The organism is Formosa sp. F44 (assembly GCF_056238645.1).
The window spans coordinates 337,960-354,954 of record NZ_JBWDLJ010000004.1 but is presented as its reverse complement, the minus strand read 5'-3'; the positions used below and the strand labels follow the sequence as shown (position 1 = coordinate 354,954).

General features: G+C 35.1%; 8 protein-coding genes. All 8 read right to left on the bottom strand.

The window, feature by feature from the left end; all coding sequences use genetic code 11:
* Positions 1-53: 53 nt before the first annotated feature.
* The gene (locus AC0UBM_RS14285) at positions 54-4,040 is read right to left on the bottom strand and encodes a hybrid sensor histidine kinase/response regulator (protein WP_475689056.1); all 3,987 of its coding nucleotides are present in this window, start codon (positions 4,038-4,040) and stop codon (positions 54-56) included.
* A gap of 264 nt (positions 4,041-4,304) precedes the next feature.
* Positions 4,305-5,939, bottom strand: a complete 1,635-nt coding sequence (locus AC0UBM_RS14280; protein WP_475689055.1) for a sialate O-acetylesterase — start codon at positions 5,937-5,939, stop codon at positions 4,305-4,307.
* Between the two features lie 87 nt (positions 5,940-6,026).
* The gene (locus tag AC0UBM_RS14275; protein WP_475689054.1) at positions 6,027-7,844 is read right to left on the bottom strand and encodes a sulfatase-like hydrolase/transferase; all 1,818 of its coding nucleotides are present in this window, start codon (positions 7,842-7,844) and stop codon (positions 6,027-6,029) included.
* Positions 7,845-7,937: 93 nt separating this feature from the next.
* Entirely contained in the window at positions 7,938-10,385 is a 2,448-nt protein-coding gene (locus AC0UBM_RS14270) for a glycosyl hydrolase family 95 catalytic domain-containing protein (protein WP_475689053.1), read from the bottom strand.
* Between the two features lie 103 nt (positions 10,386-10,488).
* Positions 10,489-11,295, bottom strand: coding sequence for an alpha/beta hydrolase family protein (locus AC0UBM_RS14265; protein WP_475689052.1), 807 nt, complete (start codon positions 11,293-11,295; stop codon positions 10,489-10,491).
* 6 nt (positions 11,296-11,301) lie between these two features.
* On the bottom strand, positions 11,302-12,957 hold the full coding sequence (locus tag AC0UBM_RS14260) for a hypothetical protein (protein WP_475689051.1): 1,656 nt from the start codon (positions 12,955-12,957) through the stop codon (positions 11,302-11,304).
* A gap of 53 nt (positions 12,958-13,010) precedes the next feature.
* On the bottom strand, positions 13,011-13,925 hold the full coding sequence (locus AC0UBM_RS14255; protein ID WP_475689050.1) for an alpha/beta hydrolase: 915 nt from the start codon (positions 13,923-13,925) through the stop codon (positions 13,011-13,013).
* 161 nt (positions 13,926-14,086) lie between these two features.
* Positions 14,087-16,816 carry an endo-acting ulvan lysase-like protein gene (locus AC0UBM_RS14250; RefSeq protein ID WP_475689049.1) on the bottom strand — a complete coding sequence of 910 codons (2,730 nt, stop codon included), beginning with the start codon at positions 16,814-16,816 and terminating at the stop codon, positions 14,087-14,089.
* Positions 16,817-16,995 lie beyond the last annotated feature (179 nt).

Sequence of the window (16,995 nt, the reverse complement as noted above, 5' to 3'; positions counted from 1 at the left end):
TTATAGGGTAAAACACGTCTCCTATATTAACCTATGCCCCTGTAAATGAATCATTATTTATATTTTGAAGCAAATTCTGTTGGTAACATATCGAATTCTATTTTAAAACATTTAGAAAAATATTTTGGATTTGAAAACCCTACCTTATAAGCAACCTCCGATACGGTTAATGCATTTGTCTGGAGTAATTGTGCAGATCGCTTTAACCGTATCGATTTTATAAATTCTGAAGGAGATTTCCCTGTAATGGATACAATTTTTCTATACAAATGTCCTCTGCTTATATCCAAAGATTTACTTAACTGATCTACAGAGTATTTTGAATTGCCAATGTTAGTTTCTACCAAATCTAAGGCCTTTTGAATCAGTTGCTCATCTATAGAAGTCACTGTAATCTCCGAGGGATTTACTTCTATTTTTTTACTAAATACATTCTGTAATGCTTTACGCTGAGCTAAGAGACTCTTAATTCTTGAAGTTAAAACATCAAAACTAAAAGGCTTCGTTAAATATTGGTCTGCACCTTGCTCAAACCCCACAACTTCTTGCTCCTCTGATATCTGTGCGGTAAGTAAAAGTATAGGAATATGAGAAATTCGAGAATCGTTTTTAACTTGTGAACACATTTCATTACCATCCATTTTTGGCATCATGACATCACTAATAATTAAATCTGGAATATATTTCAGAGTTTGCTCTAAGCCTTCTACACCATTTGAAGCTTCAATAATTCTATAATTACTATTGAGGTTGTCTTTTAGGAAATTACGTAAATCACCATGATCTTCGACCAGTAGGATTAAAGGTCTTTTTTTATTTAACTTCTTTGTATCTAAATCTGCAAAGTCGTCTTGTAATTGTTGGATATCTTCTACTTCCATTTCTTTCTCAACAACATTATGAAGTTCTACAAAGGGAAGTTTGACTATAAAATGTGCTCCCGCTCCTAAACTACTTTCTACAGTAATCTCTCCTCCTAGTAATTGGACATATTCTTTTGTTAATGCTAGTCCAATCCCACTACCCTGATTGGTTTTTGAAGTAGAATTATTAACTTGGTAAAACCGTTTAAAAATAGTTTTTAACTGGTCTTTAGGTATACCAACACCATCATCAGAAACTAGTATACTAAATGTATTAGTCTTTTTATTGAAGCTTAATGTAATAGAAACATGACCTTTTTGCGGGGTAAACTTAAAGGCATTTGAAAGTAAATTGAATATAATTTTTTCGATTTTATCATTATCGAACAGGGTTTGACAGCTTTCAATATCGGTTTTAAATTCAAAATGGATATCTTTTTCATTAGAAAACTCTAAAAATGAATATGACAATTCTCTAATAAATTGAACCAAATCTCCCGTAGTCGCATTTACCTTTAGTTCGCCTGAACCTATTTTTTGAAAATCTAATAATTGATTTACTAAACTTAATAATCTTTTGGTATGACGCGACATTAAACGCAGTTGACGTGCTTGCGGTGCATCATGATTTTCCTTTAACATTTTTTCTAATGGCCCTAATATTAAGGTTAAAGGTGTGCGAAACTCATGACTTATATTACCAAAAAATTTTATTTTTAAATCATTAATTCCCTGTTCTTTTTGCAGATTATTACGCTTTATTGCATTATGTCTAAGCCACCATAATAAAGTCACAAAAGCCATGGCATATAAAATATAAGACCACCATGAAAACCAAGGTGCTGGCAAAATTTTAATATTTAAGGTGGTGCCAACTTCGTTCCAATATCCATCATTGTTTGCTGCTTTTACTTTAAAAACATAATCCCCTGCGTCTAAGTTTGTATAAGTCGCTTCGCGCTTATTTTCTATATAATTCCATTCTTTATCAAAACCTTCCATCATATAAGCGTACTCATTCTTTTCTGGAGAGGTAAAATTTAGTGCCACAAATTCAAAACTAAACACGGATTGTTTATAATCTAAGACAAGATTTTTAGTTTTACTTATATGTTGCTTCAACGGAGACTTGTTACTACCTACAGGAATTGACTGATTAAATAGCTTAAAATCTGTTAATAATACATTTGGGATAAGCGTATTGTTAATAATATATTCAGGATTAAAAATATTAAAACCATTATTTCCCCCAAAATACATTTCCCCATTCGCCGTTTTATAATATACAAAAGGAGAAAATTCATTAGCTTGTAAACCGTCGTGCAGATTATAATTTTTAAACTTTTTTGTTTTCGTATTGAATTTAGAAAGACCATTGTTGGTGCTTATCCACAAATTTCCTGCATTGTCTTCTAAAATTCCCCTAACCGAATTTCCTGCTAATCCATCTTTAGTGGTATACACTTTAAAGGTATGAGTTGTTCTATCCATTAAATTAATTCCCAACGACGTCCCTATCCACAAATTTTGATTTTTATCTTCGTGAATGCTTAATATATAATTCTCGGAAATGCTGTTTTTATCTTTAGAATTATTTAAAAACTGCTTAAATGTGCCCGTTGTAATATCGAATAAGTTTAAACCATTAATAGTACCTATCCAGATATTTTTACGCTGGTCTTTATAAATTACCTTAATCCTATTGTCTGATAACTGATTATTTGCACCTGTCTTTTTAAAGTGTGAAAATCTTTTGTTTTTTGTATTATAGATATCTAACCCTTCTGTTACAGTCCCAATTAACAAATTATCTTCAGTTTTCAATACATCGTTTACACTGTTAGACGACAAACTATTATCGTTATTTTCTTGATGCTTATAAACGTTAAAAGTTCCAGTAGCCTTATTAAAAAGATTCAACCCATTTAGAGTGGCTACCCATAAATATCCCGGACGATCTTCTGTAATATCAAATACAAAATCGTTACTTAAACTTAAAGGATTAGATGGATTTGAATGGAAGTGGGTAAACGTTAAACTGTCTCTATTAAATTTACTTAGCGTACCATTTACTTTAGTTCCCACCCAAATATCGCCATCGGAATCTTGGTACAGAGCCCTAACTCTATTGTTTAATAATCCGCTAGGTGAATTATTATCTTTAATATGAATAAATTCTTTTCTTCTTTTATCTAAAATATTTAATCCAGAATCTAACGAACTTAACCATATGTTTCCGAAAGCGTCTTCGAATACATTATTAATAACATTGCTACTTATGCCAGTGGCATCATTTTTTCTATATAGTAATCTTTGTGCTTTCTGCGTTTTATTATTGATATACATCAATCCTTGGTCTCTCACAGAAATCCATAAATTATTGCTAGAGTCTGAAAAAAGGTTTATTTCCTTTCCTGAAAAAGCATCAGGTAGCGGTACTTTTTCAAATTTGAAGTCGGCTTTCAATTTGAGATAATATGTTTCAGAACGCATACCGAGTAATACCGTATCATCTTTTTGAATGTGCATATTAATAACACTAACATCTCTTAATATGCTAGAAAATGTTTCAGTCGTTTCATTAAAAACATCCAAACCTGTATTTGTAGCGATTAACAACACCCCGTTAGAATTCCTTATGATTCCGTTTATTGTATTTGAACTTATCGATGTCTTGGGTGCTTTAACATACCCGTACTGCTTTATTTCATAGGTGTTAATATTTAAGCTAAACAATCCCGAATTATCTGTACCAATCCACAACATATCATCATCTACATATAAAGATGCAATGGTAACACTTCCTGAATTTTCTTTAAAAAGCTCATTGAATCTGGTCATTTTATAAGTTTCAAGATCCAACATATTAAGCCCCTGATGCGTACCAATCCACAATTGCTTATTTTTATCTTCGGCCAGAGTAAGAATTAAGTTATTACTTAAGGACAAAGTATCTGTAGGTGATTGAAAAAAGTTAAGAAACGAATAACCGTCGTAACGGGAGAGACCGTCTTCGGTACCAAACCACATAAATCCATCAGAATCTTGTATCGTGGTATGTACCATATTAGACACCAATCCATCCTTTACAGATAAGTGTTTAAAGTTTAGTTGTTGTGCAAAGCTAGACAGACTTATAATAACAATAAAAAGAGAACATATTTGGGCTTTTGTCATTTGATATAAATAGGGTTTGCTCAGCATACTGTTTTATTTAACTCGCTTTTTAAAATGATAGTCCTCTTATACACATTTACTTTTCAATTTTTCTTTGGGTAAATCATCAAAAATTATACAACATTCATAGGGCTCAAACTACCTAAAATCTCAAAATGTATTGTTTATAATCCCTAAATTATTCCTACCTAAAATATGAATTAATCTTATCTTATTCTGTGTGTAATTGCGCCCGATAAAAATTTATTAAACAAATAACTTTCACTAATCTTGAGTTTTAAAAAGCGAGGTAGGCAAACCTTCTTTATTGTATAAATTAGCGCCTTGTGGGTTTGACGACCACGCATAACGAACTTCTACAGGGTGCTCAATATCTGTGTGCCAAACTTCTACTTGATTCTTATTTAAAATTTTAGCCTTTGCCCATTTCCACAAACCATCCGTCCCTTTAATTTGAAAACGACTTAAAGGTTCTTGCACTTCAATAGTTGGTTCCATAAATTGTTTTTTTCCAACCATTAAACCAGATCCTACGTTATCGAATTCTATAATTATTTTATCTCCTTTAATTGTAGATTTCTTGTATAGAGGTCCGCTGTAAACGATATCTTTTTTATAGGCTTGATTAAGCGCCCAAAGGGAAAGTCGTTTACCAGCATCTATTTTGTTTTTTGGATGTATATCTTTTTCTTCACCTATATCATTTAAGACAGCCAGTCCTGTATTAGGAAGCTTAAGACTTTGACTCTGCCCATAAGATACTAAGGCCCATCCATCTTCATCGGCAACTGGTTCTTGGTTTGGTGTTTTATAATTTGCGAGCTGACAAGTGTAAAAATAAAAGGTATCTTGTCCCCAAGCTTTTCTCCAACTTTCAATCATATTAGAAAGTTTTAATCCGTAAGTTGCTGCTCCTTGTTCTGTATTACTCTCTCCCTGATACCAAAGCGCTCCTTTTACTGCAAATGGAATTAAAGGATGAATCATTGCATTAAACAAAGTTGCAGGTATTTGTCTATCCCGATCTGGATGTACGGACTTTCTTGGTTTGGAAGGTGCCTTTTTGCCTTCTCTTTCAGCTTGTTCCACTTGTGCTTCCCAATCTGTTAAAAGCTGTTTATATTTTTCATCTTCCTCAAAAGTATCCCAAGATGCTAATGAATTCTTATATTGTGCTAATTCTTCAATATACGCCTTCTTCAATATTTCATTTTCTTGGTAAGCCTCCTTTGGCATCCATGGTTCTATTCTCGTTGCTCCTAAACTGCAACTTAAAATAGCAACAGGAACTTGTAACTCCCGCCGTAATTCGCGCCCGAAAAAGTAAGCCGTCCCAGAAAACTCATTTACTTCGCCATGTACTGCTTTAGACCAGTTGCCTCTTCCCAAATATTTCTCTTGCAACACACTATAATCTGGACCAACTTTAAATTGACGAAATAACGGATCGTTTGCTGTAGCTGCTTCTTTTCTTAAATACGCCGCAATAGGTTCATATTCTGGTTGTACAGCCTCTCCCATTAACATTCTAAAAGGCCGATACATATTAGATTGTCCACTACAAAGCCAAACCTCTCCCACTAAAACATCTAAGATTCTTAATGTAGTTACCTCATTATTATACTGAGATGTAACTGTTAGAACTCGTGATTCACTTGACGCTTCCAACGGTGCTAAATCGATTCGCCAATTGCCTTCGACATCTGCTTTTACCTGCTTTTTCTGATCTGCAAACGAAACCTCTACCATCGCATTTGCTTGTGTCGTTCCCCAAACAGGGACCTTTTGACTACGTTGCAACACCATGTGATCTGCAAAAATACTTGGTAATGTTATGTCAAAAGCAAAAGTGCTTTGTATATGTAGCAGTAAAAAAATACTTAAAATAATTTTCTTCATAACGTATTAGATATTTAAATTTTATTGAATACTAGTATCATAAATGGAAAGTGATTAAATCGTTTTAATATGTTAAATACATCTTTTTTACAAATTAACATGCTCGACATAATTATAATACACAGCACCTTCCATTTCTCCTGCTTCATTATAAAACCAGGTCTGAATAAACGCTGGACCTTTTGGTAAATTCTGTATTGTAAATTGCACGCCATCTTGGCCTCCGTCAGCATCTTTCTTCTCGTCGACATAAATGGTATTTCCATTCCAAATTTTTATTCTAGCACTTGCAATATTTAAAGCCTTCCCCGTTTCGCCGCCTGAATTTAATATTGATTTATCTTCAATTTCTTTTGGCCAACGGCGCAAATCAAAATTATACGTCCCCGACTTCTCTAATTCTACAGCAATAAATCCGCTACCAGGAGCTCCTTTTTTCACATCGTCTTGATGCCAAATTACAGTACCATGAAAATCGTGTGCATGAAGTGTTGTTTTAGGCTCTGCTTTATTTCCTATAATAATTCTCGTGTATTCACTAGCACGTTCTTCTACAAGTTGAAACCATTTTTCATACTCCTCTTTTAACTCTGCTACAACGCTATTATAGGCAGGATTTGAAATGATATTATTTTCTTGTTTTAGATCTGATAAAACATCATATAATTCCCAATCTGAAGTTGCACTTGTTCTAAGCAAACGCCATTTATGTTCTATTACATCACCATTCCAGTCATTTTTTTTTACAGATAATTTTTTATATTTCTCAGGAAATTCTGTCCACATATCGTTAATAACAACAGCTCTATTTTTGTATGCTAATGGGTCGTTAGTAGGATCTTCATCTAGAAATGGTTTAAAACTACGCCCTCTAATTTTTAATTTTTCAGGTCGGTTTTCTATGTCTTTAAGATCTAAAACATCCATAAACGTAGGGAGCCAATCTATATGTGCTGTTAACGGTGTTACATCTCGGCCTTTACCTTTACCTCCTAAGTTCCCGGCTTCCCATCTTACAAAACAAGGCACTCGCGTACCGCCATCGTAATTCGATCCTTTTCCGCCTCTTAAGTAACCTCCTGCTCCATTATCTGTAGTAAAAATAAGAATGGTATTATCGGCGATACCTTTATCATCTAAGAATTTCATTAAACGTCCCATATTCTTATCGATGTTTTCAATAGTTCCTGTTTTAGCACTCACACCTTCACGAGCATCGGGTGGTAAAACATGAGGTGCATGAGCTGTTCCTAGAGGGATATATGCGAAAAAAGGTTTATTCTTTTCGATGTTATCTTCCATAAAATCCATAGCGCGATTCATAAAGAAATTTGTAGTAAAAGCGCCCTCTATACCATCATCCTCATCTGTCATTTCAACCAAAGTATCGTTAACCCACATATGTGCCTCGTTATTAGTATTCCCCCAATAGTCAGGTTGTTGTCCAGTTCCTCCTCCTTGTATCCAAGCCACATAGTCGAATCCGCGATCTTTTGGGCGAAACGGATAATTATCGCCTAAATGCCACTTAAAAAATAAGCCTGTAGCATAGCCATTTGCTTTAAAAATATCGGCCATAGTAATCTCATCGGCACGCATCATATTTCTTCCATTAATGGTATGCCAAACACCTACGACATCGCTTGGTCTTCCTGTAAGCAAGGCACCTCGCGTTGGAGAACAACTTGGAGACACATGGAAATCTGTTAAGCGCACAGACTCGTCTCCTAACCGATCAATGTTTGGTGTTCTTGGCGCATTGTCTTTATAATATGAAAACGAACTGTGACTAATATCGTCAGGCATGACAAAAATCACATTCGGACGGGTTTGTTTTTGGGCAATAAGTGAATATGAATTCGCAAGAATAATATTCAAGAGCATGCATAGTTTTAAAAGTTTCATAGTTTTTAATACGTTTTAGAATTGCAGTCCTCTATAGGTTAAAAAAAATCTTGGGCTTCAATTTTTAATGTTCATAATTCAGTTTTCACACCTTCAATAAAATATTTTAAGATAATAACGTTCTCCTTTTTTGGTTTCGAATGAAAGCAAATCAGCTTTTTCTTTGTTAAAGATTACATCTTGACCGTCAAAACTTGTAACATTTTTATTAGAAATCCCTTCATATTTCAATTTACATAATCCTCCGCTTCTCGAAAGAATTTCAAGAGATACCGCTTTGCCATTCTTCCAGATCACAGATATTTCAAAATTACCTCTAGCTACCAAACCTGAATATGCACCGTTATCCCAAGACTTGGGAAGCGCGGGAAGTACATTAATATACCCTTCGTGACTCTGGAGCAACATTTCTGCAACACCAGCCATGGTTCCAAAATTACCATCAATTTGAAATGGTGGATGCGTAGTCCATAAATTTGGCAAAGTGCGCTCCTTTATAAATTTAGAATATACGGCATGAGCTTTCTCACCTTCTTTTGTTCGGGCGCGAGCATTCATGCGGTGTGCCATAGCCCACCCCGTAGTATTATTTCCTCTTAAATCTAAAGTAAGGATTGAGGCTTCCATCCATTCTGGAGTAGACTCGTTAATTAGCGTTCCAGGATAGAGTGCACATAAATGTGAGATATGTCGATGATTTTTCTGACCGATTTCGCCATAATATTCCTCTTCTCTAAATTCCTTTATCTGACCAGATTTCCCTATAATTATAGGATCTAATTTTGTAAGTTCATCTTCAACAGTGTTCTTAAAATCATCTTGAATATCTAGAATTTTATACACCTTTAGTAAATCGTTATGATTTTCCCAAACCAATTCTTGATCGAATGTTGTACCTGCCGTAATATAATTATCGCCATTGTGCTTTTGTTCTGGAGAAGCGGAAGGCTTTACCAATAAAAGACTATCATTTACAGGCACTAAGGTTTTAGATAAAAATTGACTCATCCCTAAAATAGCCGGAAATCCCGTTTCTTTTAGAAAGGTGGTATCTCTAGTAAATTCGTAATAATCCCAAAACATTTTAGTGGTTAGCGCGCCTGTTCCAGGGCCAGAATGACCACCTGGACCAACAATTTTATAAGGTGTAGTTCCTGTTCCTATCGTCCATCCGTTATCTAAACTATCTTTTGCAAGCGCATCTGGATGATGTTCTTTTAAATATGTAGTTGCCAAACGATTTGCTTTAGGGCGGTAAGCATCGAAAAATTCAATATAAGGTGTAAAAGTTTCTGCTAAATTTGAATTTAACGCTCCCCAATAATTCATCTGTATATTAATATTGTGCCAAAATCCACCTGTAAAAGGGGTGACTTCATACTGACTCCAAACACCCTGTAAGCCACAAGGTAAAGTCCCCGCTCTGGATGTTGAAATTAATAAATAACGGCCATAATGATACATCAATTCTTCTAAATAGTGATGTGATGCATCTGCCTGATACTCCGTTAATAAAAGCTTAGTAGGTTTTGTTGGAATTGCTGTATTAAACTGAAGCTTAACACGGGAAAAAAGAGATTGATAATCCTCTAAATGCAATTGTTTTAATTTTTCATATCCTTTTTCTATAGCAGCTTGCATTAAGTCACTCACTTTTTCATGCGGATAACTATTCTTATCTAATTTCTTATTATGAACTTCCTCTAAAAAAAGATCTTCACTTAATTCGTAATTTGTTCCTGCAGTGACTAATAACACTACATTATCGGCGTTAGTCACCGTTATTTCCGATTTATCGCCTTTCTGAGTCGCGGTTAATGCTCCACCTGTATTAATGACTTTGATTTGTCCCTCATAATTCACACTAAAATGTTCAATAAAACCTGACATGGTAATCAAATCATTTTCAACTTTCATGACTCCAGTTCTTGTGTTTTTCTGAATAGAATCGCGCAGATAAGGTATTTCGGGTTTAAGCGTAAAAGAGATTTTTCCTTTCTTATTGGCACTTAATTTTATGGCCATTACATTATCAGGATAGCTCATAAAATACTCACGGGTATACGTCACACCCTCATGCGAGTAGTTAACATAGGCTAGAGCTTCATTAATATTTATAGACCTGCTATAATTGATTGGATTTTCATGATTGAATTCTAGATTGATTTCTGCAAAACTTGTTAACCCCCCAATACCATATAACCCTTCATTAGCCAATGTTTTTTCGGTAAGTTGTATGCGTTCTACATCGGTTCTACCAAAAATATTAGCCCCCATATACCCATTACCAATAGGATAAGAATGTAATTCCCAATCTTCATCGTACGGATATCCTCTAGCTTTAGTAATGCTAAAATCTCCTCCTCTATTTGGTGCCGGTTCATTGTCCCAAATCGTATAAATCCGTTCTGAATGTTCTGAATTTAAATTTAAAGACGACTGACTATAACTCAGTTTACAACACAACATAAAACTCATAGTCAGTATAAACCAGGTTATAGAATTACTTTTTTTATTGCTATAAAAGCCATCTATTTTCATAATATGTTAGTTTGTAAAAATTAATATTTTAATGTTGTTTTTAATTCAATTCTTGAACCTCTTCTTTCCAAAACATCAAAAGAATATCATTTTTTAGTTTTCTCTAAAGTGTATTTTTTATTATAAAATCGACAACCATTTCAGGATCATCAATATCATAATGATGTCCATTTGATTTTTGAACACCCGACTTACAAGGCGATACTGTTGCAGTACCTCCTAAAAGAATGTAGTTATTTATAAGTTTCAACGAATTCTCGTCGGCTGGAACAACACCATCTTTTAAACTTACCGTATGAAGGATACGAACTCCCGCATGGGCCAAACCTTCTAAATTATCGATGGGATTATTGGTATAAGCCTTAGCGTCTTCATCTGTTTTAAATCCGTATTCAGCTTTTAATGTCTCCCAAGCTTTTTTACTTCCTTCACTTGAACCAAAACCTGCTGGCCAACTTTTAAAATCGCAGACGACGGCGTCCCCGTATATACAGGCTACTTTTTCAGGGTTTTCTTTTGCCCAATTGTAAATAAACAACCCTCCACGACTATGACCATGTAAAGCCACTTTAGGCTGTAAAGCATAGGTTGAAACCAGGTGGTTATAAAATCCATTCCATACGGCAACGGCCTTCGGACTTCCAAACTTATTATCGGTATTAACATAAGCCACATGAAAGCCTTTTGCTAAAAGCATGCTATCTATTTCGGCATGATAACCAGGGAAACGTCCGCGCCATAACCACGGATTTCCAGGTAATGGTTTTTCCGGACGGGTAAGATGAGCGTCCCTTCCTTCAAACTCAAAATTAATACGTTCGAAGCCTTTCCAATCTGATGTTTCACTTTGTCCGAAACTGGATATTGTGGAAAATATAGTAATTAAAACAATAATAAAACCAGACTTCATTTTCATCTACTTTTGGGTTCTTAATTCGTTTACTTTTTGATTTGCATTATGTGCTATATGGCGATCATAATCTTGGGTGTACAACGTTGCAACCCTATTATACTGCTCAGGTAATTTGTTATAATCTGCCCACGCTTCATCGTAAACCGTAATCCATTTTTTAATTTCTTTTACATCTCCCTTAGCTTCCGCATCGGACATATAAACAAGTGCTCTATATATTTTATATAATCTTAGGCCATATTCAGCAGATCCAATCGCATGATTTTTGGCAGCTTCGCTGTCCCAAGTTATTGCTTTTGATAGTGCTACAATTTCTTCCCATTTAGCTATAGATTCATCCTTTTGCTCTAAATTTCGTTTTTGCCCCACAGCATCTTTTGCAACTGCCGGCCAACCTATTCCTTGATCTCGAGTCCACCACACATCACTAATATCATTTTGCACCGTATTTCTACCTCTTATTACAGCCTCTGCAGATAGTAAACAAAGTCTTCTAAATTTAGCAACATCATCTCCCTTAAGATTTAAGCGTTCCGTAGCATATCTATTAAAAATAAATGCTTCACTTTGCTCTGTATTTTGAGCCCATTGTGCCATGACCCACGAGTTTAAATCGCACCACATTTCGCTTTTAACATACGGCCCTTCCCAGCCTCCACCGCGAGACCATGTCCAAATACCGGCATATAAATCTGGAGTAGTTTCAACAAATTCTCGTATACTATTGATATCGCCTTCCGGCATTTTAGCATGCTCTTCGAAACCTTCGATAACTCCATTTGCAATATAATTTGGATAAGCGCCTTTACCTTCGTATTCTCTTGCAGATTGCACTTCTATAATTTGAGGATGACGACCTTGACCTATAAGTTTACTAAATGGTCGCGCTCTATGAAAATCGCCTTCGCATTGTTTTATACTAATTATCAAATTTTTATGAGGTTGTACAGCATCGCTCACTTCCATGTATGCGCTCATATTCCTATCAAAAGCATTCCATGTTCTAAAAATAAGTTGCTTATCACGTTTTACACAAATCTCTTCTTTCAGCATTTTCATTAAAGGAATAATTGTTTTTTCTGGACTTGATTTATCGTCTATAGCGCCTTGGTGATAAGGAGCATCGTGTAAATAAGTTTCTCCGATACGCACTACTAACCCGTCTAAATCAGGAAACTGATCGAACATTTCGTTAATTTGAGCACGTACAAATTTCTCTGTAACCGGATGGTTAGGATCCCCAAAAGTATCTTCTATATTATACTTTTTTATTAATCGTTTCGGAAATAAAACCAGATCAGACATGGCGTAAATGGCCATATCTTCAGCTTTGCATTGGGCGTGCATTTTTTTAATTTGTTCTGCCTTGGCATCGACCCATTTGCGATCTTCCGATCCTTTTGGCAAAATATCTTTATCTACAGATTCCCAATTTATCGCCAGTGCAGGTGATTCAAACAGAAAATACACCTTACCATTATATCCCATTTCTTTAATCACAGCCGGATCATTATATGCCGTTTTATAAGGTGCTTCTCCTGGATTATGATGCACCATATCGAGAATTAACGGACTAGGATATTGATGCTGAGCCTTAACTTTAATACTAAAACTAACTAACAGCATTAGGACTATGAATAAATGAAACCGTATTTTCATATTTGTGTTTAATTTTTTAATAATACCTATCTAATTTTATAAGCAAAACCTGATTAATAACGTTGTAACCACGCCTTTAGTCGTTCTGTCCATGTGGACAAATATGGGTTATCACGGGCTAACGCATAACCGTGCCAACCTATGGGATAAAGATGCATTTCTGCTTCAACTTTGTTATTAACTAGTGCTTCGTAATATTTTAATGAGTTCTGCACAGGCACTCCTGTATCGTCTGTGGAATGCATTATAAATGCTGCTGGAGTTTCTGCAGTTACATGTAATTCGGCTGAAAAATGGTGGATTAATTTTTCGTCCAAATTATTATTTAAAAGCCGTTTTCTTGAGGTTGGATCTGTAAAATCATCTTTAAATGTAATCACTGGATATACCAAAACAGAAAAATCTGGTCTTGCACTCAACAGGTCGATTTTGTCTGTAGGTTTGGCATATTTTTCGTTATAATGAACAGCAAGTGTTGTTGCCACATGTCCTCCTGCCGAAAAGCCCATGATTCCAATCCGTGTAGAATCTATGCTCCATTTTTCTGAGTGATGCCTAGCCAATCGGACAGCTCGTTGAGCATCAAGAATAGGCGATTTATACGACACAATATTAGATTTAGAGCATGGTAAACGATATTTTAAAACAATAGCAACAATACCCTGAGCATTTAACCATTTTGCAATATCAGTACCTTCCCAATCCCAATTCATGATCGCATAGCCACCACCAGGACAAACAATCACAGCTTGTCCGTTTCTTAATTTTTCTGATGGCAAAAATACTTCTACCCCTGGCTTTTTTACATTCCTTATTTTTAAAACACCCTCTTGAACCCTAATTTCTTCCTCATCGGTTTCCTGATAGTTCGGAATATTGTCTCCCCATAAAGGCAATTCTAAATGCTGGGCAGTACCTAAGAGAGGTATCTGAATAAATAGAAAAAATAAAATTGTTCTTAACATCATTTTAAATTATAACAACTATGTATTGTGCCTTAATTCTAATACTTAAAATACCTTTTGGTTTTAAATATTTCAGCTTTAACTTCAGTTTAGATACCCTATATTATTTTTATAAATGTGATTATCTAGGTAGTCACCCCCTCCAAACTTTAGCATTCACAGATTTATTTTAAATCAATTGTTCGAAATGCTTCTGAATTAAATTGATATTCTTTGTTATTATAAGAAATGGTAACTGGCACTTCATTATGCATAAATAATTTCCCGCCTTTACGTTCTACAACAACGTTTCCTTTTTGTTTTGTTGAAATAATAAAATCCTTTGTTTTAAGTTCTGTCCCATTCCCCATAAACAGGATAAAATCTCCATTTTTTTCATAACCAATCAAGGCATACGCGGCATCTGTAGACATATCTTTGTACACTGCCAGTTGATTATTAGTTGAGGAAAACACTAAATCTTCTCTACCAGATTTATGTGAAACGTGTAGTCCTACAAAATCTTGACTTCCATTCTCATCCTCAAAACCAGAAATACTAGCGATACTTTTTCCTTCGCTAGAAGTAAAAGGTTCGTACACCGAAGCAAATGGGCGATTCCACGCCTCGCCATGTTGCCTTGCTGCTAGTGTTAAATAAGGTGCTTTATCCACATCATAAGGAAGTCCACTGTTCCCTTTAAACGCTTTATTTGGTGGCGATTTTATACTAAAAACCTCACGACCTTCAGTACCTTTCATCCATAAATTCATAAACACATCTTCTTCGCCTTCTGGTCTATCTATTTTCCATTCAGCTTGATAATCATTGTTTGTACGCATCGATTTTTTGTCCCACATATAATCTAACGCATATAAATGACCTCCTGCAAATGCCATTTCCTCACTTCGAACAAGTGCTAACGGCTTACCATCTCCATCGCTTACCGTTAAACTCTGACCTAAATTATGGTAAAAATAATCGTGAAATTTATCGCCTTTACGTTGTTTTTTAGAACGAAAAACATCTACATAGTAGCCCGTAGTTTCACCAGTCTTCACAATACTTACCAAGCGGCTTTGATCACTTTGCGTTTCTGGTTCCAAAAAGTAAACATCGGAATAGGTTATATCTTTATAGTAACCTTCCTTTTGTTCTGATTTCGGATATTGTCCCATTAAATCGAAAGCATGATAACTTAGCATTTCTGTGTACGAAGAGACACCGTCTACCATTACCGTATTGTGAGCAGGGAATTGAGAATAATACTCTAAATATATTGGCTGAAGATAATTAGAACCTTTACCAGGATCGGAACCTTGTACGAAGCCTTTTCCATATAATTCCATATTAATTCCGTTAGCGTGCATATGGTTTCCAAGGGATCCGTTTAACGAGACCATCATACCATCTTTTCCTGTACCCATACGTTGCACGTGCCAACTCACATTAGGCGCATAAAAGGTCTGGGTGATATAGTCGTCTATATTACCCATTTTATATTTCGGATTCAATTCTAAGGGTTTACTTGCAAAAAAAGAAGAAATATCTGCTCTAGGTTTTTTACTTTTATTTGAACCCTCCGACGTTTTAGAAAATAACCTATACATGCCTGTAAACTCTTCTTCTAACTCTTGATCTTTATTTTTTTGAGCAATACGAATCATATCGCTCATAGACTCCGTACTTATAGGTCCGTAATACGAATCTCCAAAAGCAACAGCTTGCCCGTTAGGAAACAAATATTGAGGTAACATTTTTACAGCCTTTGGCATTACAGGTGTGTATGGTAAAATATTATGATCGAATGTATTGTCGAAATCTCTTATAAAATTGGTAAGGTCTTTAGTAACACCTTGAGAATATCCTGGACATTCGGCCCAAACACCATTAGCTTCGTCGTAGCCATAATCCATGAATTTATTTAGCGACCATTGTCTAGCCGAAGTCACATTTAAAATGTAATCTATATAGTATTCGCGTCCTTTATTGTCTTCATAATTTTTATTGTCTTGTAAAACCATGGCTGCTTTTAAAATAATCTTGGCCTGATGTAAATTCCAATTGTTTTGAGGTACACCGTTTTTTATAATTTGATCGATCCATCTTTTGATGGTCTTATCGTACATCGCAATTTTATCTGAAGCATTATCTTCAATATACTGATGTAAGAAATCGTAAAGTTCTGCTATTTCAATTAGAGTGCTTTCGTGTATCACTTGGAAATGCGTAAATCCAACAAGTGTCTGAATATGACCGTTAAGTAGATCTATTGGTTCACTTCTGTAAGACATACCAGTCATGTAAGTATCAAATAAATCGAATGAAAATTTAGCATATCGTTCGTCATTTTCCAGCCAATACAGGAAAGCGGCATCTTTCCCTAAAGCGATTATTTTTTTGTTGATATTTACAATTATATTCCCTGTCTCCGATTGCTCTGCCCATTCAAAAGGATGTCCTTCTTTTTCCTTGTTTGGCAACCACAATCCTCTTGGATCGTCCATATATGGAAGAATATCTTCTAAACTAGGTGTTCCGTAAGCCGTAGCCGAATTTCGGGAACCACTAAATCGTACTGTAGGAGCTGGAGCTTCTCCATCGGCATGAGAAAAATCTACACCGTTAATGTAAATGTTGCTGGCTTTAGTGTTCCAATGCATTTGTAATCGAGATACCATCCATTCGTCATCGGTTGTATGACGCTCCACATAAGTATCAACTTTTTCATGTAAGCCTTTTAAGACATCTTGTGCCCAAGTTTCCTTTTTAATTGTTTTTTGAAGATCTTTTTTTCCTTTTTGCGTGATATAAATTCGGGGATACCCTTGTTCTAAATTCTCAGGAAGTGGAATCTGTGCGTGAGCGACTACTCCAAAGAAAATCAATACCATTAGAGATAAGGCCTTTTTCATTTTTAGTTAATTTTTAAATTATAGTTTAGTTTGTTTTCTGAATGCTTTTGTATTCAATTTAATCCCTCGAAATTCTAACTTTGATTAGAAGTTTATCATTTCCATCTCTATTTTGGTTCATTCGAGTTTCTTTATTTTCAAGTGGGTTGACATCTAAATTCTTTAATATTATCCGTTTT